The organism is Ruegeria sp. B32 (assembly GCF_025141855.1).
Taxonomy (GTDB): domain Bacteria; phylum Pseudomonadota; class Alphaproteobacteria; order Rhodobacterales; family Rhodobacteraceae; genus Ruegeria; species Ruegeria arenilitoris.
Genome location: NZ_CP081106.1, coordinates 3,400,115 through 3,417,460, shown reverse-complemented (window position 1 = coordinate 3,417,460; position 17,346 = coordinate 3,400,115). Strand labels below are relative to the sequence as shown.

General features: G+C 61.4%; 17 protein-coding genes. 3 read left to right on the top strand and 14 right to left on the bottom strand.

The window, feature by feature from the left end; translation table 11 throughout:
- The 5 genes from K3752_RS17255 to K3752_RS17235 form a co-directional block, all read right to left on the bottom strand.
- Positions 1-1,338: a DUF6638 family protein gene (locus tag K3752_RS17255; RefSeq protein ID WP_260063915.1), complete on the bottom strand. Its 1,338-nt coding sequence runs from the start codon at positions 1,336-1,338 to the stop codon at positions 1-3.
- Positions 1,335-2,129, bottom strand: coding sequence for a hypothetical protein (locus K3752_RS17250; protein WP_260063914.1), 795 nt, complete (start codon positions 2,127-2,129; stop codon positions 1,335-1,337). The genes K3752_RS17255 and K3752_RS17250 overlap by 4 nt, the downstream gene beginning before the upstream one ends.
- The gene (locus K3752_RS17245; protein ID WP_260063913.1) at positions 2,129-4,063 is read right to left on the bottom strand and encodes an ATP-binding protein; all 1,935 of its coding nucleotides are present in this window, start codon (positions 4,061-4,063) and stop codon (positions 2,129-2,131) included. The genes K3752_RS17250 and K3752_RS17245 overlap by 1 nt, the downstream gene beginning before the upstream one ends.
- A gap of 21 nt (positions 4,064-4,084) precedes the next feature.
- The gene (locus K3752_RS17240; protein ID WP_260063912.1) at positions 4,085-5,203 is read right to left on the bottom strand and encodes a hypothetical protein; all 1,119 of its coding nucleotides are present in this window, start codon (positions 5,201-5,203) and stop codon (positions 4,085-4,087) included.
- 251 nt (positions 5,204-5,454) lie between these two features.
- The gene (locus tag K3752_RS17235; protein WP_170359858.1) at positions 5,455-6,534 is read right to left on the bottom strand and encodes a hypothetical protein; all 1,080 of its coding nucleotides are present in this window, start codon (positions 6,532-6,534) and stop codon (positions 5,455-5,457) included.
- Positions 6,535-6,823: 289 nt separating this feature from the next.
- On the opposite strand from K3752_RS17235, the gene K3752_RS17230 reads away from it, so the two are divergent.
- Positions 6,824-8,299 carry an NAD-dependent succinate-semialdehyde dehydrogenase gene (locus K3752_RS17230; protein ID WP_170342490.1) on the top strand — a complete coding sequence of 492 codons (1,476 nt, stop codon included), beginning with the start codon at positions 6,824-6,826 and terminating at the stop codon, positions 8,297-8,299.
- Between the two features lie 142 nt (positions 8,300-8,441).
- Here K3752_RS17230 and K3752_RS17225 read toward each other — a convergent pair whose 3' ends face one another.
- From K3752_RS17225 to K3752_RS17200, 6 genes are all read right to left on the bottom strand, one after another.
- Entirely contained in the window at positions 8,442-8,909 is a 468-nt protein-coding gene (locus K3752_RS17225) for an Hsp20 family protein (protein ID WP_170421045.1), read from the bottom strand.
- A gap of 124 nt (positions 8,910-9,033) precedes the next feature.
- Positions 9,034-9,852 carry a serine protease gene (locus tag K3752_RS17220; RefSeq protein ID WP_170359854.1) on the bottom strand — a complete coding sequence of 273 codons (819 nt, stop codon included), beginning with the start codon at positions 9,850-9,852 and terminating at the stop codon, positions 9,034-9,036.
- Complete coding sequence (locus tag K3752_RS17215) at positions 9,849-10,640, bottom strand: serine protease (RefSeq protein ID WP_260063911.1); 792 nt, start codon at positions 10,638-10,640, stop codon at positions 9,849-9,851. Before K3752_RS17215 ends, K3752_RS17220 begins: the two co-directional genes overlap by 4 nt.
- A 119-nt stretch (positions 10,641-10,759) precedes the next feature.
- Positions 10,760-12,082 carry a glycolate oxidase subunit GlcF gene (gene glcF / locus K3752_RS17210; protein WP_260063910.1) on the bottom strand — a complete coding sequence of 441 codons (1,323 nt, stop codon included), beginning with the start codon at positions 12,080-12,082 and terminating at the stop codon, positions 10,760-10,762.
- Between the two features lie 4 nt (positions 12,083-12,086).
- On the bottom strand, positions 12,087-13,187 hold the full coding sequence (locus K3752_RS17205; RefSeq protein ID WP_260063909.1) for an FAD-binding protein: 1,101 nt from the start codon (positions 13,185-13,187) through the stop codon (positions 12,087-12,089).
- A 25-nt stretch (positions 13,188-13,212) separates the two neighbouring features.
- Positions 13,213-14,661: an FAD-linked oxidase C-terminal domain-containing protein gene (locus tag K3752_RS17200; protein WP_260063908.1), complete on the bottom strand. Its 1,449-nt coding sequence runs from the start codon at positions 14,659-14,661 to the stop codon at positions 13,213-13,215.
- Positions 14,662-14,742: 81 nt separating this feature from the next.
- On the opposite strand from K3752_RS17200, the gene K3752_RS17195 reads away from it, so the two are divergent.
- Both K3752_RS17195 and K3752_RS17190 read left to right on the top strand, forming a co-directional pair.
- The gene (locus K3752_RS17195) at positions 14,743-15,453 is read left to right on the top strand and encodes a DUF599 domain-containing protein (protein WP_260063907.1); all 711 of its coding nucleotides are present in this window, start codon (positions 14,743-14,745) and stop codon (positions 15,451-15,453) included.
- Positions 15,454-15,488: 35 nt separating this feature from the next.
- Positions 15,489-15,836: a hypothetical protein gene (locus K3752_RS17190; RefSeq protein ID WP_260063905.1), complete on the top strand. Its 348-nt coding sequence runs from the start codon at positions 15,489-15,491 to the stop codon at positions 15,834-15,836.
- Positions 15,837-15,839: 3 nt separating this feature from the next.
- Here the strand turns inward: K3752_RS17190 and K3752_RS17185 are convergent, their stop codons facing one another.
- The 3 genes from K3752_RS17185 to rsfS are packed head-to-tail and all read right to left on the bottom strand — an operon-like array spanning position 15,840 to position 17,205.
- A complete protein-coding gene (locus K3752_RS17185) occupies positions 15,840-16,325 on the bottom strand; it encodes a flavodoxin family protein (protein ID WP_260063904.1) in 486 nt (161 codons plus the stop codon).
- A gap of 5 nt (positions 16,326-16,330) precedes the next feature.
- Positions 16,331-16,801: a 23S rRNA (pseudouridine(1915)-N(3))-methyltransferase RlmH gene (rlmH, locus tag K3752_RS17180; RefSeq protein ID WP_170343173.1), complete on the bottom strand. Its 471-nt coding sequence runs from the start codon at positions 16,799-16,801 to the stop codon at positions 16,331-16,333.
- Positions 16,802-16,845: 44 nt separating this feature from the next.
- On the bottom strand, positions 16,846-17,205 hold the full coding sequence (gene rsfS, locus K3752_RS17175; RefSeq protein WP_093963679.1) for a ribosome silencing factor: 360 nt from the start codon (positions 17,203-17,205) through the stop codon (positions 16,846-16,848).
- Positions 17,206-17,346: the final 141 nt, after the last annotated feature.

The following is a 17,346-nucleotide window of genomic DNA, read 5'->3' as shown; positions in this document are numbered from 1 at the left end:
TTACTCTTTCCTTACCGCGCCCCAAGGGCCGACCCGTGCGATCACCGCCTCGCTGACCCGGTCTTCGCCGCTCATGTCGGGTTCATGCCCGAACAGTGCGGCGCGGGCCCCGGCCTTGTCCACTTGATATTCACGGGCAAGAAACTCGGCCACATAGGCCTTTTTCGGCTCCGGCCAGCCACCATACGTGCGGTAGAACAGTTCCTTGTGGCAAATGAACATCTGGCGCGGGTCCAGCGGGGCAAGCTCGGCCAGCAGCATATTCACAAGATCGCGGTTTGGGGTATTGGCGGCGCGCAGCGAATAGAAATAGGCCGGATGATCCGAAGTGATACGCGGCCAAGGCCCGCCATCGGTCGCCCAGCGCAACAATTGCGCGAGGCCATGATAGGCTTCGGGCAAGCGATCCGCGTGGTTGCGCGCCAAACGCCGCATGTCGCTGCGGTCCAGCCCGGTCAGATCAATGCCCGCATCCGCGGCGGCGTCAACGGTCAGAAAGTCCATCTTCTGTTGCAGGATCGCGGCGGCATCCACGCCGCGGGCCTTGACGATCGGCTCGACCAGATCGTTGTAATTCAGAAATTTGGCAATCTGGTTTCGCTGCGACGGATCAAAGACATATTTGATCGGCAAATCCTCTGGCCTTTCACCCATGCAGATCGCCGCCGGGTGATCCAGATCCGGGAACAGATACATGCCGCCGAAATGCGCCGTCCAGAAGTTGCGCTGTTCAAACACCGTGTGGCGCAGCCGGACAGGGTTGCGGGTGACGTCGCCGGTTTCCTTAGCGGTTTCGATCATTTTCGCGATCAGCACATCATCGAACCAGGCGTCTTCCTCGGTCTTGAACCGCTCGACCATGCCTGCCAGCTGCTCGGCTTTGCGCAGGGTGCCGCCCACGGTGTCGGCCTCGATTTCAATATTGCGCAGGTTCAGCAGGTCGCTCGGCGTCGTGAGTTTGAAGACCGAGTTCACCAGCTCTCCGGCCACCGCATCGGTGGCGGTCAGGGCGAACAACTGCGCCTCGTTCATCTCGATGAATTCGCGCAGGATATCGCGCGAGGTCGAGAATTTGACGTTCAGCAGCGGCGCGCGTTTCTGCTCGGTCGTCAGCAGAATGAACTGCCGGTTGACCCCGTTGGGGTTGAGGTAGAGCGGGTCATCCAGTTCAATCCCCACCTCGGGCGAATAGCCCGAGATATCGACATGGAAATCCGTCAGCGCCGTGGTCTTGCCCGCCAGATGTTGCAGCGCGCGGTTATACCGCTCGACCAGAGCCGGGCTGGAGATGTGGACAAGGTTGCCAAACATCAGACCTTTTTTGATGAGGCGGATCATGCGTGTACCACACTCAGACCCAAAAGGTCCAAAAACAATGTATAAGATCGAACAATATGAAGATTTCTAACCCGTTGCCGATCTGCTTCGGATAATGTGTCGAAGTCTTCAATAATAACTTTCAACAGCTCATTGATTTCGTCGACACGTTCTACATCAAATCGTTGATTGGTATACTTTGAACCATTTGTCTCGTTATTTTCGATTGTACGTGACAGATCCTCTAGCTCATAGTTGAAATGCTTTATGATGACATCTGTGTTCTGATCATCTGCGAGTTCAGTTCCTAGAGTAAATTTTGAAAACTGCACGCTGGAATCAGGTCGCTCGAAATCTACTTCCACTAGCAGCTTCGGTTTCTTCACCAATCGTTCAGCTAATCCCCTTAGTCTCTCTTCTAACAATTTGCCCGCTTGGTGGTCCCGGCGGGATCGTTGTTCATCTCGGAATATTTCGGCCTGAGCTCGCAAGACTTCAACTTGTTGCTGATGCGCTTCTCTGCTGAGCTTCAATTCATCCCGAGTTGCCGCAAGTTCCTTTCTCTGCTCAGCCAATTCCAAGCTTTGAAGCCAAACCGTTACGATGATCCAGATGAAAGCTAAGGTTCCCGCGAACCCTGCAAGAGTGTCTCCTACTTCGTTCGGGCTCGCAGACAAGAAAGTGTGATACTTCGACTTACAGGCCCCATCTAGCTGACAATACTCCTGAGCGCCGATCCAACTACCAAATAAGACAACGACAGCTGTCGCGGTCAGCCCCCAAAAAACTGGATGGCCCCAAATTCGGTTCATTAAACTTCCTTCCCCTCCAGATACCGCCGCTTGGCCTCTTCCATCCGGCCCATCTCGCGGACGGCGTTTTCGATGGCGACCTCGTCGCTCTTGTCGGCATATCGGAACTCGCTGTCGGCGTAGCGGTTGATTTCCTGGATCACCATTTCGACCGTGATCGGCTGGCGCAGGTCCTCGATCATCGCCTTCTTGGTGTCGTAGTCGCGGAACAGGAACAGGTCGGGGTTTTCCATCCATTCGTCGGGCAGTTCGAAATCCATCGCGCGGACCTTGACCGCGTCGGTGATGTTCTTGATCGCGCGACCGGTGAAGCGCTCATCCGCCTGTTGGATCGCCTTGAGATAGGTGCCCAGCTTGGCGATCGTGTCCATCTGGCCGATATCGCCCGACACCCGGTCATAGACCTGCAACAATGCATCCTCATGCGGGCGGGAATGGCTTTCGAAACTGGCAGCGACGGCTTTCTTGATTTCCTGCGCAGCATAGGCCTCGTGTTCGCCCAGCGGAATGTCGTGGTTACGGCCCATCAGCAGGTGCAGGATGTCGATGTAATCCTCGCGCGTTTGCGGCCCATCCACCAGAAACCGCGCACCGGCCCGCTGGCGCAGGGCGTCGTCCACATTCTCGGGGTAGTTCGAGAACATGCCAAAGGTGCAGTTGCCGCGCACCACGGTGTTGGCGCCGGCAAAGCTCTCCATCAGCACGGCGGTGATTTCCAGCTGGCCCGCGCTGGACTGCCGGTCGCCGCGTTTGCCCGCCAGTTGGTCGATATCGTCGATGGTGCCAAAGCCGATGACCGAGGGGTCGATGATCGTGTTGATGAACGCCTTGGCATTCTGGCCGGATTTGCCCTGATAGCTGTCGATATTGTCGGTGCTCAGGTTCTGATAACGAAACGGATAGCCCGCGTTCTGGCAGTAGTCATTGATCAGCCCGGCCATCATCTGGATCAGAGTGGTCTTGCCGGTGCCCGGTTTGCCGTCGCCCATGAAGGTAAAGATGAATCCGCCAAGCTCCGCGAACGGGTTCAGGCGACGGTCAAAATCATAAGCCATCAGCATTTTGGCCAGCTTCATGGCCTGATATTTGGCGATATGGTTGCCCACCACCTCGTTCGGTTTCTTGAACGTCATGGTGAGCGTGGTGGATTTGGCCTTCGACGCGGGCTCAAACCCCCGGATCGTCAGATCGTCGGCCTCGATATGCCAGGCGGCGTTCTGGAACGGGGCCAGATGGCCAGCCGTTTGCGCGCGCAGAGCAGCTTTTTCCATCAGTTGCTCTGCATAGGCACTGGTGGCCGCGATCAGATGGGCATCATCGGGCGCGTGCTTGGCCAGAACCTGATCCAGTTCCCACAGGGCACCGTGCAGGGCGAGTTGGCCGTTGTCTGTCAGGACCTCTTCGATTTCACCGATTTCGACCGTGGTCTCACCCAGATGCGAGGACATCAAATAGGCCAACGCATTGCCGAAGGTGTGCAAGGTGATCAGTGCTTCGGCGGTCAGCAATTCCGAAAACTCGGTCTTGCGCGCGACAGGCAGGTCCCCCGCCAGATTGGCGCGTTTCAGATCGGCCAGCGGGGTCTGGTCCGCATAGGTTTCGGCCACGGCAAAAGAGATGGCAATCGCCCGGCGGATCGCCTGCTGTGTGGTCGCCTGCGGTGGGGACACCAGCGCGTCGCCGTCATCCGCGGCCTCTATCCGTTCGACCAGATGCACCCCATCGGCCCGGGCAGTGCGGCGGGTTACCAACCCCGGCGTGGTCGACCGGAACCGCCGCCCCGTCGACACACCCGGTGACCGTTCGACGGCGGCCTCGGCGGGTTTGGCTATGCGCGGCGCATGCTCGAACCCGTTCAGCAATGCGGTGGCGGCAGGATAGTGTTTGCGAATATCGTTTTCGCGCAATTCCATCTGGTCTGACGTCAAACTCATTTCAAAATCGCCTTTGTATTATCAATATCGCAACACCTGTCCGGACTTGCTGACCACAAACTTGCGCACATCCGCAAAGCCCGGCGGATTGCGTTCGGCCAGAACCTGGAACGGACGCTGCGGAAGGATGATCGAGCGCTGGGTGCGTGTGGCCCCGGTCTCGGCCCCCTGCCCACCAAACGGGTCCAACGCAAAGACCTCGCGCTCGACGGTCGAGAACCATCCGGCGCGTTCTTCGATGACCTCTTCGCTGTGCAGTTCTTCGGTGGTCCAAGCCAGAGCCCAATCCTGCCCCTCGGGGGCTTGCGCGTCTTCAAGCACCTGCCGCAGGGGGCCGGATTGCTCGGTATAGGCCGAGGAATACATCGGACCCACATGAATCCGGCGCAGATGTTTGGGGTGCAAGTCGTCGAAATCCTGGTCGAAGCCTTTGGCGATGGTCACCAGTTTCAAGCCACCAAGCGACTGCGCCATCAGATGCGCCTGCACTTCGGGCCAGCGACGCTGGTCCTTGGGCAGGGCCGTTTTACCGCTGTCCTCCAACTGCATCAGGTAGATGACCGGCAGGTTGATCTGGCTGTCATAGACCGCCCAATGAATCAGGAATTTCCTACGCTCGCCCTCGGTTTCGATCCAATGGCATTCCGGGTCATTGCGGGCCCAGAACAGCTGACCTTTCAACACTTCCTCGTAATAGAGCCTTTGGGACAGCGCGAATTGCAGCTTGGTGGGGATTTCCCTGTCGCTGATGATTGTCCGCACCATCTCGGTTTTCAGGTCCTCTTCCGAGGGCATATTCGCCAGATGTACCTGCGCCTGCTGCGCGTCATTGGCCATGGTCAGCAGTTCGGCCGCCACCGGAAATCCGCTGTCACGCTTGTCCATGGCGAGACTACCAAAGAACCGCCCCGTATCACGCCCGACCAGCAGGTATTTCATGCTGAGCGCGCGGAAGGTGTAGAGCAGCCCCGAAAGGTAGCGCGACACGATCCGCACCTCTTGCTTCGAGATCAAGCCTTCCGCCTCCATCGTCGCGGCCACGCGTAGGAGGTGTACGGTGATCACCTCGAATTTGCGGAAATAGCGGCGCGAGGCGAAGGTGTCGGTCAGGCCAACATGGTCTTGGGTTGGGTTACTCATTTAGCTTATCGACCAATAGAAGGAATACCTCGAATGCCAACCAAAGTGCGCCCCAGACTGCGAACACGGCTGAAACTCCAAATGAGCCGAGCGCGAAGACCAATGGCACGAACAACATCATCAATCTCAGATCGGGACCAAGGTATGCTGGAATCAATTGGGTCAGGTACCCGAACAGGATGAGAAGCGCCCCTAAGAGCGCAACGCCCACTGCTGAACTTAGCATCTTTAGCGGCGAACGGATCGCGTCCTCACCCCCCATACAAATTCTTATCATGCTTCTCGACAATCGAGGCAAACCGGCGGGCAAAGCGCTCGTCCGCCTTGGCCTTTTTCTCCAGCACGTCGCGGGCAAAGACCATGTGGTCCTCATGCGCCTCAAGCATGTCGGCCATTTTCTGGTTGGTCGCGGTGCCGATGGCGGCCATTGCCGTCTGAGCCTCTTGGTCGGTCTGCACGCCGATCTCGTTGATGCGGTGGGCCACGTCCTGCTGCTGCGCGGTTTTCAGCGATTTGGTCAGGGCGTCATACAGCACCACGCGTTGCTGCGTGTCTGTCTGCAGCTTGTTGATCAGCACCATCTGCGTCGCCGCCTGGTTCTGCAGTGAATCGACCCAGGTCTTGCCCTTTTCGATATAGCGCTCCAGCGTCTGGGACTTGGCCAGCTTGACCTGTTCTTCCTGAACCTTCGCGTTGTACTGCTTGTTCAGCTCGGCCAGTTCGGTTTCGAGCTTGGTGCGCGCGGCGGCGTCCTGCTCGACACTGATCTTGTTTTCCAGCGTGATGATCGCCGGGTCCATACCCTGAATCTCGGTACGCAACGCTTCCAGTTCGGCCACGGTCGCCTCGCGGTCGTCCAGCGTGACGGTCAGGTTGTTCTCCACCTTCACGCGCTGCTCTTCCAGCACGGCCAGTTGTCCTTCCAGCAGCTTCACGATCACGTCTGATTTCGCGATCAGGTCCTGCAGTTTGTCGTCGATATTGGCTGAGCGCATCCGTTCTTGGCGCATGGACTCGGATTTTCCCTTCGAGAAGATGCCCACGAATGATTCCCACCCGGTCTTCGAGCGCATCTCGTCAAAATCCTTGGAAAACGCGCTGGTGACGTCGTCCAGCCCCATGATCAGTTCGGCGATGTTCGCGTTCATCACCTCGGTATGGGCGTGCACGTCTTCAAGCGTGGCATTTTCGATGTCGATATCCGCTTCGGCCGTTCCGATCTTGGCGCGTGCGGCCTCGATCCGCGAGGTCAGCCCTTCGATCTGCGACTGGCTTTCGCGCACCTTGGCCTGGGTTTCCTCGATCAATGCTTCGAATTGCTGGTTCGACATCTGTCCAATCCTTGTTTTTATTATCTACCCAACAAGATAGGGAATGTTATAACTATTTACATCCCCTTGGGTCTCTCAAATCACCGGAACTTTGGCAAAACCCTATCGAAAAAGATAGGCGTCAAAACCAAGAGCTGGCTGGCTTTTGATGCTTTCCGGCCCTTGCATCGCACGTCGATCGATTTTTTGATCAAATCTGGATTGATTGACGCCCCCGGGTGGCCCTAGACATGTTCTGCGCCACCTGATTGGGTACGCGCAAATTCTTTCCCTGCCCGGAGGCCGACCCATGCTGGATACCACGACCGACCTGAAATCGCTTTTGAAGAACCCCGACCTTCTGGTCACCAAGGCCTATATCGGCGGGCAGTGGGTCGATGGTGACAACGGCACCTTTGCCGTCACCAACCCGGCCCGCGGCGACGTGATCGCCGAGGTCGCGGATGTCAGCCGCGCCCAGGTGGCCGGTGCCATCGCGCAGGCCGAGGCGGCACAGAAGGAATGGGCCAAGCTGACCGGCAAGGAGCGCGCCGCGATCCTGCGCCGCTGGTTCGACCTGATGATGGAAAACGCCGAGGATCTGGGCAAGATCCTGACTGCCGAACAGGGCAAACCCCTGGCCGAGGCGGTGGGCGAGATCGCCTATGGCGCGTCCTTCATCGAATTCTTCGGCGAAGAGGCCAAGCGGGTCTATGGCGAGACCATCCCCGGCCATCAGCGCGACAAGCGGATCATGGTGCTGAAACAGCCGATCGGGGTGGCGGCCTCGATCACGCCGTGGAACTTCCCCAACGCGATGATCACGCGCAAGGCAGGCCCGGCACTGGCCGCTGGCTGCGCCTTCGTCGCGCGCCCGGCCACCGAAACGCCCCTGTCGGCGCTGGTGCTGGCGCTGCTGGCCGAACAGGCCGGCGTTCCGGCGGGCGTGTTCAACGTGGTGCCTTCGTCACAGGCCAGCGAGATCGGCAAGGAGTTCTGCGAGAACCCCGGCGTGCGCAAGCTGACCTTTACCGGCTCGACCGAGGTGGGCCGGATCTTGCTGCGTCAGGCCGCGGACCAGGTCATGAAATGCTCGATGGAGCTGGGCGGCAACGCGCCGTTCATCGTGTTCGACGACGCCGATCTGGATGCCGCCGTCGAAGGCGCGATGCTGTGCAAGTTCCGCAACAACGGCCAGACCTGCGTCTGTGCCAACCGCATCTATGTGCAGGCCGGTGTCTATGACGCCTTTGCCGCCAAGCTCAAGGCCGCGGTCGAAGCATTGAAAATCGGCGACGGCCTGTCCGATGGCACAACGACCGGCCCGCTGATCAGCGACGAGGCGGTGGCCAAGGTGCAGGAGCACATCGCCGATGCCACGGCCAATGGCGGCGCGATCCTGACCGGAGGCCTGCCGCACGACCTGGGCGGCACCTTCTTCCAGCCGACGATCATCACCGACGTGACCCAGGACATGAAGGTCGCGCAGGAAGAAACCTTTGGCCCGCTGGCGCCCCTGTTCAAGTTCGAGGACGAGGACGAGGTCATCGCCATGGCCAATGACACGATCTTCGGCCTCGCCTCGTATTTCTACGCCAAGGATCTGAGCCGCGTGTACAAGGTGGCCGAGGCGCTGGAATACGGCATCGTCGGCATCAACACCGGCATCATCAGCTCGGAACTGGGCCCGTTTGGTGGCGTCAAGCAATCCGGCCTTGGCCGTGAAGGCAGCCACCACGGCATGGAAGACTATCTCGAGATGAAATACATCTGCATGGCGGTTTGATCGGACGGACCATGAGACTAGGGCGCCTTTGGGCGCCCTTTTTCTTTGCAAGCGTCATGAAAAAACCCCGCGTCCGGAGGAACGCGGGGTTGTGCGACAACCGAGGGAGGAGACGATCATCGCCGCTTGGGCGGTCTCAGCCTCAGTTCACGGGCTTGGCGTCAACCACGTCCTTTTCGATCGCCTTGGTCGAGGTGATCTCGATCCGGCGCGGTTTCAGCGCTTCGGGCACCTCGCGCTTCAGGTCGATGTGCAGCATGCCGTTTTCCAGGTTGGCGCCGGTCACGCGGACGTGGTCGGCCAGAGCAAAACGACGCTCGAAGGCGCGGGTGGCGATGCCGCGATGCAGATAAGTGCGCTTGGTGTCTTCGGTGGCTTTCTTGCCGGCCACGACCAGAGCGTTTTCCTTGACTTCGATCGTCAGATCATCTTCGGCAAAGCCGGCGACTGCGATCGAAATGCGATACGCATCGGCATCGGTTTTTTCGATGTTGTACGGGGGATAGCTGGGTTGTGACACTTCGCTGGTCATGACCCGATCCATGATGTCGGCAATCTGGTCAAAGCCGACGGTTGCACGGTGCAGTGGTGCAAAATCAAAGCTACGCATGTTCGTTATCCTCATGTTCAGAGCGATTTACGAGTTTTGCCCTCCGATTGGACGGGCGTTGGCGATTGTCGGACCCCGGTTTGGCTGCCCGACACACATGAGATGGGAAAGGATCTGGCTGAGTTCAAGACCCGCCGGAGCTGATGAATTTCGCGCCCGAGCTGGACTTGCCCGAGCCCACCTGCAGCCGCCGGATCTTGGCCTTTGGCTGCGGCGCATCCCGCCGCATAATGGCCTTGAGATCCGAGACAATCCCCTCAAGTTCCATGCCGAACCCGACCTTGCGACGGCCGTCGGTACCAACCGCCGAAACCACAGAAAGGATCTGCCAACGCGGCCCGTTTCGGGCCAGAATGGCCGAACCGGAGGATCCAAACGTGACATCGCAATTGAAGGTGATCAGACCTTGGCGCCGCTCCAGAATCCGGCAGGACCGCTGGCGCGTGATTGCCTCGGATCGGCCGCGCCCGTACGAAGCGATGCTGATCTCATCTCCGGCGACCCGGCCACTGTGCAATGCAAATGGGTTGGCGACGGTGTACGGGATCGGTTGATCCAGTCGCATCAGGGCGACATCGACCCGGACCATCTCGGGTGACAGGCCAACCCGGGGATCATAGTCGGGAAGGACGGCGATCTGCACGACCGTGCCTTCGGCAAGCGCATGTCCATCGCTCAAACCTGCGCGAAAGGTGACTTCGCCGGGTGCGTAGGTCCGACCGGTGGCCTTGTCCGTCGCACAATGGGCTGCGGTCAGGACAAGATCCTGCGCGATCAGCGTGCCGGTGCAGAACGAGCGGTCTCCGATGTCCAACCGCCCGATCGCCTCCCAACCATACAGGTCGTCCCGATCGGTCAGCCGGCGCTTGCCACTGTCCTGGGCCACCGCCGACGCAGCAATCCCGGCCAAAATCAGGGCCAATGTCACGATGCGGCAGGTCATGGCCGGACAAACCTTGCGCCGACGTTCTTTCCAGGCTCGAGCGTATTGCCGGAAGCGCCAAATCCATTCCCTGCGGACAGCTCGGTACGCAGCACCTCCAGCGACTCTTCCAGCGCTGTTCCCAACGATACCCGCCGGCCTTCCAATTCGGCCTTTGCGGACACGACCGATACGATCCGGGGGTGATCCCCTGAGAACGAGAAGATCGGCGCGCCGGACGCACCCAAATCCACGTCACAGGACATGACCAGCACCCCCGATTGCTGCGCCATGACCGAGCAGACCTGTTGCAGCGAAGGGGCTTCTGCGCGGTTGTGGGCGTACGAAACCACTCCGACATCCTCGCCTCGCGTCGGCCTGTAGCCGGTTTCAAACGGGATCACGGTCGTATTTCGGATCGGCTGCCACAACTCGATCAGCGCGACGTCGTGGCGCACACGACTGACGGATGCGGCGCGGTCATACTCGTACTCCGGATGAATGACCGCCTGGCGCGCTGTGCGATAGGCCGATGCGCGGCCGTGTCGCCACCCCGCCAGAAACTCGATTTGGCCCGGATCAATTCGTTGGCGGGTCGCTTGGTCGAACAGACAATGCGCTGCGGTCAGAACAAGCGTGGGTGAGATCAACGCACCAGTGCAGAAGCCGGTGCCGTCGATGTTCAGCCGTCCAACCGCCATCCATTCGCGCCCGGAATCCGAGGTTTCAAGGCTTTGCAGCCCAGTATCCTGCGCCGTGGCTGCCAATGGCAGAACACATAACGCTATCGCCCTGATCCATGTACGCACGCGGTTCTCCGGCATGAGGTATCGGCCAATCTACTTACGCGTGGCGTTTGGCGAAAATAGGGCAGAGCCGGACCGCGCCTAATCCGCACCAGACTGATGCGTCGGCGCATCAGGCCCGATCACCGCAGGATCGGCACCGCATCCGCAGGCTGTCCGGCCCGATCCAGCGCAGGGGGCCGAGGCCCGCCCGTGGCCCAATCCAACAGCTCGACCGTATGCACGATGGGCAGTTGGGTACCCGACCCGATCTGCATCATGCAGCCGATGTTCCCGGCCGCGATAAAATCGGGGTTCTTGGCCTCCAACGTGCGCACCTTGCGCTGTTTCAGCTTGGCCGAGATCTCGGGCTGCATCAGGTTGTAGGTGCCCGCGCTGCCACAGCACAGGTGGCTGTCGGCGGGTTCGACCACGGTGAACCCCGCCTTTTTCAGCAGGTCCTTGGGATAGGTCTTGATCTGCTGCCCGTGTTGCAGCGAGCAGGCCGCGTGATAGGCAACCGTCAACCCCTTGTCGTCACCCTGCGGCAAGTCCAGCTGCATCAGGATCTCGCTGACATCCATGGCAATGCCCGACACCCGCGCCGCGTCCTCGGCCAGCGGATCGTCGCGGAACATGTGCCCGTAATCCTTGATCGTGGTGCCGCAGCCCGAGGTGTTGATGACGATTGCATCCAGCCCCTTGCCGTCCATCTCGCGGGTCCAGGCGCGGATATTGGCGGCGGCGGTGGCATGGCTTTCGCGGGTTTTGCCCATGTGATGGGTCAACGCCCCGCAGCAGCCGGCGCCCTCGGCCACAACGACCTCGCAGCCCAGCCGGGTCAGCAGGCGGATCGTGGCATCGTTGATGTCGGTGTTCAGCGCCTTTTGCGCACAGCCCGTCATCAGGGCCACGCGTTTGATCGCCTGCCCCTTGGGCGCAAAGCTTTGGGGGTCGTCATTGCGGCTGACCGGCGGGATGTGTTTCGGCGCCATGTCCAGCATCGCCCGCAGGCGCGCGTCGGGCATCAGAAAGCGGAACGGCCGCCCCAGCTTGGCCCCGATCAGCGCCCAGCGAAACCGCATCGGATAGGGCAGGATCCGCGCCAGAATCCACCGCAGCGCCCGGTCCGAGAAGGAGCGCTTGTAGCGGTTTTCAATATATTCGCGGGCGTGATCGACCAGATGCATGTAATGCACGCCCGACGGGCAGGTCGTCATGCAGGCCAGGCAGGACAGGCAGCGGTCGATATGCTTGACGGTCTTTTCGTCCGGCACACGCTCGTTTTCCAGCATGTCCTTGATCAGGTAGATGCGCCCGCGGGGGCTGTCCAATTCGTCGCCCAACACCTGATAGGTCGGGCAGGTGGCGGTGCAGAACCCGCAATGCACGCAGTTGCGCAAAATCTCGTTTGCGCGGCGGGTACCGGGGTCTTTCAACTGGTCTTCGGTGAATGTGGTCTGCATCGCCCTATCCCATCAGCCCGGGGTTGAACATGCCGCGCGGGTCGAATTTCTGTCGAATCCCCTGTGTCAGAGCCGAAATGCCCTGCGCTTCCGGCTGGAACCGGCCCAGCCGGGCAAGGGTATCGGCCCCGGCCCGCACCAGCGTGGCGTGGCCGGAAAACACGCCAATGCGGGCGCGCAGGTCGGTGCCTGCGGGCACCAGCGCCCAGATCAACCCGCCGCCCCAGTCGAACAGGGTCCGATCAGCCTCGGCCCGCGCCGCGATTTCGGGCGCGTCGCCGGGTTTGACCGAGATCCGCCAGACATCGCCGGGCGTGTCGGCGAAATCGGCCGCATCGCGGACCCTCTGCCACAGGGCGTCCGACGGCTCGATCGGATCAACCGCGCCGAACTGGCTCAGCAACTCCTGCAGGCGCCCGGTGCGATACGAGACCGATTCCGCAAACCCCTCGATCCGGATCAAGGCGCGCTGCTGCTGCGGATCATAGGCCGCGCCGGTGACCTCAAAGGGTGATTTCAGCGCCTCGGACAGGATGCGAACCGCAGTCGCGGCGTCCTTGGCGGGTAAGGCCAGCGTCGCGCTGGCCTCGGGTTTGGGCAGCACCTTCAACGACACCTCGGTCAGCACACCCAGCGTGCCCCAGGACCCGGCCATCAGCTTGACCAGATCATAGCCGGTGACGTTCTTCATCACCCGGCCGCCATTCTTGATGATCTGCCCCTGCCCGTCGACAAAGCGCACGCCCAGCAGGAAATCGCGGCAGGCCCCGGCCTGGATCCGGCGCGGCCCCGAGACGTTGGCGGCCACGACACCGCCGATCGTGGGCGCGCCCGAGGACCCCAGCAAGGCGCGGTGATCCATCGGTTCGAATGCCAGTTGCTGGCCTTCGGCCTCCAACGCGGCCTCGATCTCGGCCAGCGGCGTTCCGGCCTGCGCCACAAGTGTCAGCGCTCCGGGCTCGTAAAGTGTGGTCCCGCGCAGCCCCTCGGTGCTCAGCGTCCGGTCGGAGCCGGTCACACCGCGCGTGCCGCCACCGACAACGCGTACCGGTTCGTTCAGGCCGGCCACGATTTCGGCCAGTTCAGACTCTGATTCAGGTCTCATTGCGGGGTCCGTTCTGTCTTGGGATTCATTCCGCCGCCATCGGCACGACGCGTCGGGCCGCACTGGCATCCAGCGGGAACACCTTGGCGGGGTTCAGCAGCCATTTCGGGTCAAACACGTCCTTCACGGCCATTTGCGCCTCAAGGTCCTGAGGCGCGTATTGATGATGCATCAGGTCGCGCTTTTCGATGCCCACCCCATGCTCGCCGGTCAGGCAGCCGCCGGCATCGACGCACAGTTTCAGAATCTCGGCCCCGAAAGCCTCGCATTTTTCCAGATCGCCGGGCTTGTTCGCATCGAACAGGATCAGCGGGTGCATGTTGCCGTCGCCGGCATGGAACACGTTACCCACGGGCAGGCCAAACTCTTTGCTCAGTTCGCCGATGCGGCGCAGCACGTCCGGCAGGGCCGACACCGGAATCGTGCCGTCCAGACACATATAGTCGTTGATCTGCCCCATCGCGCCAAAGGCCGATTTCCGGCCCAGCCAGATGCGGGCGCTTTCCTCGGCCGACTGGCTTTCGCGCAGCTCGACCGGGTTGTGTCGTTTGGCGATCTCGACGATCTTGGCCAGCTGGCTGTCGATCTCGGCGTCCGAGCCCTCGACCTCGACGATCAGCAGCGCCTCGCAATTCGGATAGCCGGCATGGGCAAAATTCTCGCAGGCCTCGATGCACAGCCGATCCATGAACTCGATCGCCACGGGCAGGATGCCCGACTTGATGATGTCCGAGACGCATTCACCCGCCACCGCATTGTCATCAAAACCCATTAGGACCGGGCGCGCGCCCTCGGGCTTGCGCAGGATGCGCAGCGTCGCCTCGGTGACGACCCCCAGCTGCCCTTCCGAACCGCAGATCACGCCCAGCAGGTCCAGACCGCCGGAATCCAGATGCGCGCCGCCGATCTCGACCACGCCGCCATCCATCAGCACCATGGTCACGCCCAGCAGGTTGTTGGTGGTCACGCCGTATTTCAGGCAATGCGCGCCGCCCGAATTCATCGCGATATTGCCCGCGATGGCGCAGGCCAGCTGCGACGACGGATCGGGCGCATAGAAGAAATCCTGCGCCTCGACCGCGCCGGTGACGCTCAGATTGGTGCGGCCGGTCTGCACGCGGATGAAGCGGTTGTCATAGTCGACCTCAAGCACCTCGTTCATGCGGGCCACGCCCAGGATCACGCAATCGGCGGTGGGCAGCGCCCCACCGGCCAGCGAGGTCCCGGCCCCGCGCGGCACGACCGGCACGCCTTCGTCATGGCAGATGCGCAGAATGTCCGAGACCTCCTGCGTCGAGGACGGCAGAACCGCGATCATCGGCGCGCATTTGTAGGCGGTCAGGGCGTCGCATTCATAGGCGCGGGTTTCGGACGGATCGGCGATGATGGCATCTTCGGGCAGAACCTGCCGCAGACGGGCTAGCACGTTGGCCTTGCGGGCCAGAACGTCGGGGTTGGGCTGTGGCATGTCCATGGCGGGTCCTCCGGTTTGGTAAAATAATATTACCAATTTCTGCATCTGGCAAGTTGCCTTCGTCGGACGTACTGTCGCGCTATGACATTGACCGAACGCACCCTGCTGTTTTCGCCCCTGGACTACGCCGCCGTCCTGCTGTTGCTGATCGCCTGGCAATGGATCGGATGGCGGATCGAGAACCCCGCGCCGGGCAAGCGTTCGGTCGCGGTGATGATGGACGAATTCCGCCGCTGCTGGATGCGCGAAATGGTGACCCGTCAGCCCCGCATGTTCGACGCCCAGGTCGTGGGCACGATGCGTCAGGGCAGCACGTTCTTTGCCTCGACCACGATGATCGCCATCGGGGGCGGGCTGGCCCTTTTGGGCAATACCGAGCGGCTGTCGGGCGTCGCCAAGGATCTGGCCATCGGCAGCGCACCCGCCATGGTGTGGGAGGTCAAGATCCTGATCGTGCTGCTGTTTCTGTCGAATGCCTTTCTGAAATACGTCTGGGCGCATCGGCTGTTCGGCTACTGCGCGGTGCTGATGGCGGCGGTGCCCAACGAGCCCGAGGATCCGCAGGCCTATCCCCGCGCAGCGCAGGCGGCCGAGATCTGCGTGACCGCCGCGCGCAGCTTCAATCGTGCCCTGCGCGCCACCTATTTCGCGCTGGCGTCGCTGGCGTGGATACTGGGCCCGATCACTTTGATCATCGGCACGCTTTTGACATTGGGGGTTCTTTATCGGCGCGAGTTTGCCTCGCATTCCCGCGCGATCCTGCTGAGCCTGCCGCCGGACACGCAGACGTGATCGCGCCCCGCCCGATCAGACCCTAGACTGGCGCAATGCGACACCTGATCCCCTACCTGTTTCTGGCCGCCCCGGCCCTCGCCGACCCGCCGACGGTCGAAAATGTCACCGCGACGCGCACGGGCGAGACCTGGCGATTCGACGTGACCATCCGCCATCCCGATACCGGGTGGGACCATTATGCCGATGGCTGGCGCGTTCTGGCGATGGACGGGACCGAGCTGGGGATGCGGGTGCTGCATCACCCGCACGAGACCGAGCAGCCCTTTACCCGGTCGCTGGGCGGGGTCGCGATCCCCGAAGGCGCGAGTCAGGTTCAGGTGCAGGCCCGGTGCAGTGTCGACAGCTGGAACGCGGACACTACGCTTGTGACGCTAGACTGATCGTCAGAACACGCCCAGCGACAGCCCGGCACCCAGCGCCGCGCCGATCTCGCGGCATTTGTCCAGTTCATCCTCGGGGATGGTCTTTTCCGCCAGTATCGCCTCGGACGTCTGCGCGTGGGTGCAGACGATGAGGGGCGGCTGCACCTCTTTCAGGCGCCAACCGGTGGCGATGCGCGCCAGTTGCCGCGCCGCGTTCTGACCGTCGGACCCGGCGCAGATCATCTGCGCGTAGGGCCGCCCCTCGATCCGGCCCAGAACCGGGTAATAGCAGCGATCGAAGAAGTCCTTCATGACGCCTGACAGCGCCGCGAGGTTCTCGGGCGCGCAAAAGATGTATCCGTCGGCCGCCAGCAGATCGTCGGGCCCCGCCTGCTCGGCGGGTTTCAGGCTGACCTCGGCCTCGGCGCTGGCCGCCTGTGCGGCCGCATCTGCCATCTGCCGGCTGCCGCCGGTACGCGAATGATAGACGATCAGCAGACGGGCCATGGTGGTCAGGCCCGGTGATACGGGCCGCCCGACAGGATCGTCGCGGCGCGATAGAGTTGTTCGGACAGCATCACCCGGACCAGCATATGCGGCCAGACCATCGCGCCGAAAGAAATCGAAAAATCAGCCTCGGCCCGCAGCGCCGGGTCGATCCCGTCGGCGCCACCGATGACAAAGGCCAGATCCTGCCGGCCCATGTCTCGCCACCCGGCCAGCTTCCGCGCGAAATCGGGGGAAGCAATCACCTTTCCCCGCTCGTCCAATGTGCAGATCACCGCGCCAGCGGGCAGCGCCTTGCGCAGCAAGCCGGCCTCGGCGCCCATACCGGCGTTTTTCTTGTCTTCGACCTCGATCACGCGCGCAGGCCCAAGGCCCAGGCCGCGGCCGGTCCGGTCGAAGCGGGTCAGATAGTCGTCAAGCAGGGTCTTCTCCGGTCCGGCACGCAATCGCCCGACCGCACAAATGCTGATACGCATGTCGCTCTCGCCGCCGGCCCTTTAATACGGGCCGGGATGGCGCCTCAGTTCGCCGAAGCGCTGCCGCCCTGAGGCAGCCACATCTTTTCCAGCTGGTAGAATTCGCGCACTTCGGGGCGGAAGATATGGACGATCACATCGCCCGTATCGATCAGCACCCAGTCACCGGCATCCTTGCCTTCGACCTTCGAGGTGAAACCGAATTCCTGCTTGATGCGATCCGTCAGCTTTTCTGCCATCGCCGACACCTGACGCGTCGACCGGCCCGAAGCGATGACCATGTAGTCGGCCACCGAAGACTTGCCCTGCAGGTTGATCTGCACAACATCTTCGGCCTTGTCATCGGAAAGTGAGGAAAGGATGCGTTCAAGCAGCTTGTCGCTGATTGACTGAGAGCGGGCCATCACAGCGGCCCCTTCATCGGCGGGCAAACCCGCCTGTGTGTGTAGAGACAGGACATGGTCCTCCTTGCTAAAGCGCCGTGTAACCCCGGCGCCGGGGTACTATTAAGGTAGCAAGGCAATTGCAACATTTCAATGAACGGC

Bases quoted from the DNA above. Each gene is read 5' to 3' on its own strand.
- K3752_RS17255 (WP_260063915.1), bottom strand. From the start codon at position 1,338: ATGATCCGCCTCATCAAAAAAGGTCTGATGTTTGGCAACCTTGTCCAC.
- K3752_RS17250 (WP_260063914.1), bottom strand. From the start codon at position 2,129: ATGAACCGAATTTGGGGCCATCCAGTTTTTTGGGGGCTGACCGCGACA.
- K3752_RS17245 (WP_260063913.1), bottom strand. From the start codon at position 4,063: ATGAGTTTGACGTCAGACCAGATGGAATTGCGCGAAAACGATATTCGC.
- K3752_RS17240 (WP_260063912.1), bottom strand. From the start codon at position 5,203: ATGAGTAACCCAACCCAAGACCATGTTGGCCTGACCGACACCTTCGCC.
- K3752_RS17235 (WP_170359858.1), bottom strand. From the start codon at position 6,534: ATGTCGAACCAGCAATTCGAAGCATTGATCGAGGAAACCCAGGCCAAG.
- K3752_RS17230 (WP_170342490.1), top strand. From the start codon at position 6,824: ATGCTGGATACCACGACCGACCTGAAATCGCTTTTGAAGAACCCCGAC.
- K3752_RS17225 (WP_170421045.1), bottom strand. From the start codon at position 8,909: ATGCGTAGCTTTGATTTTGCACCACTGCACCGTGCAACCGTCGGCTTT.
- K3752_RS17220 (WP_170359854.1), bottom strand. From the start codon at position 9,852: ATGACCTGCCGCATCGTGACATTGGCCCTGATTTTGGCCGGGATTGCT.
- glcF (WP_260063910.1), bottom strand. From the start codon at position 12,082: ATGCAGACCACATTCACCGAAGACCAGTTGAAAGACCCCGGTACCCGC.
- K3752_RS17205 (WP_260063909.1), bottom strand. From the start codon at position 13,187: ATGAGACCTGAATCAGAGTCTGAACTGGCCGAAATCGTGGCCGGCCTG.
- K3752_RS17200 (WP_260063908.1), bottom strand. From the start codon at position 14,661: ATGGACATGCCACAGCCCAACCCCGACGTTCTGGCCCGCAAGGCCAAC.
- K3752_RS17195 (WP_260063907.1), top strand. From the start codon at position 14,743: ATGACATTGACCGAACGCACCCTGCTGTTTTCGCCCCTGGACTACGCC.
- K3752_RS17190 (WP_260063905.1), top strand. From the start codon at position 15,489: ATGCGACACCTGATCCCCTACCTGTTTCTGGCCGCCCCGGCCCTCGCC.
- K3752_RS17185 (WP_260063904.1), bottom strand. From the start codon at position 16,325: ATGGCCCGTCTGCTGATCGTCTATCATTCGCGTACCGGCGGCAGCCGG.
- rlmH (WP_170343173.1), bottom strand. From the start codon at position 16,801: ATGCGTATCAGCATTTGTGCGGTCGGGCGATTGCGTGCCGGACCGGAG.
- rsfS (WP_093963679.1), bottom strand. From the start codon at position 17,205: ATGGCCCGCTCTCAGTCAATCAGCGACAAGCTGCTTGAACGCATCCTT.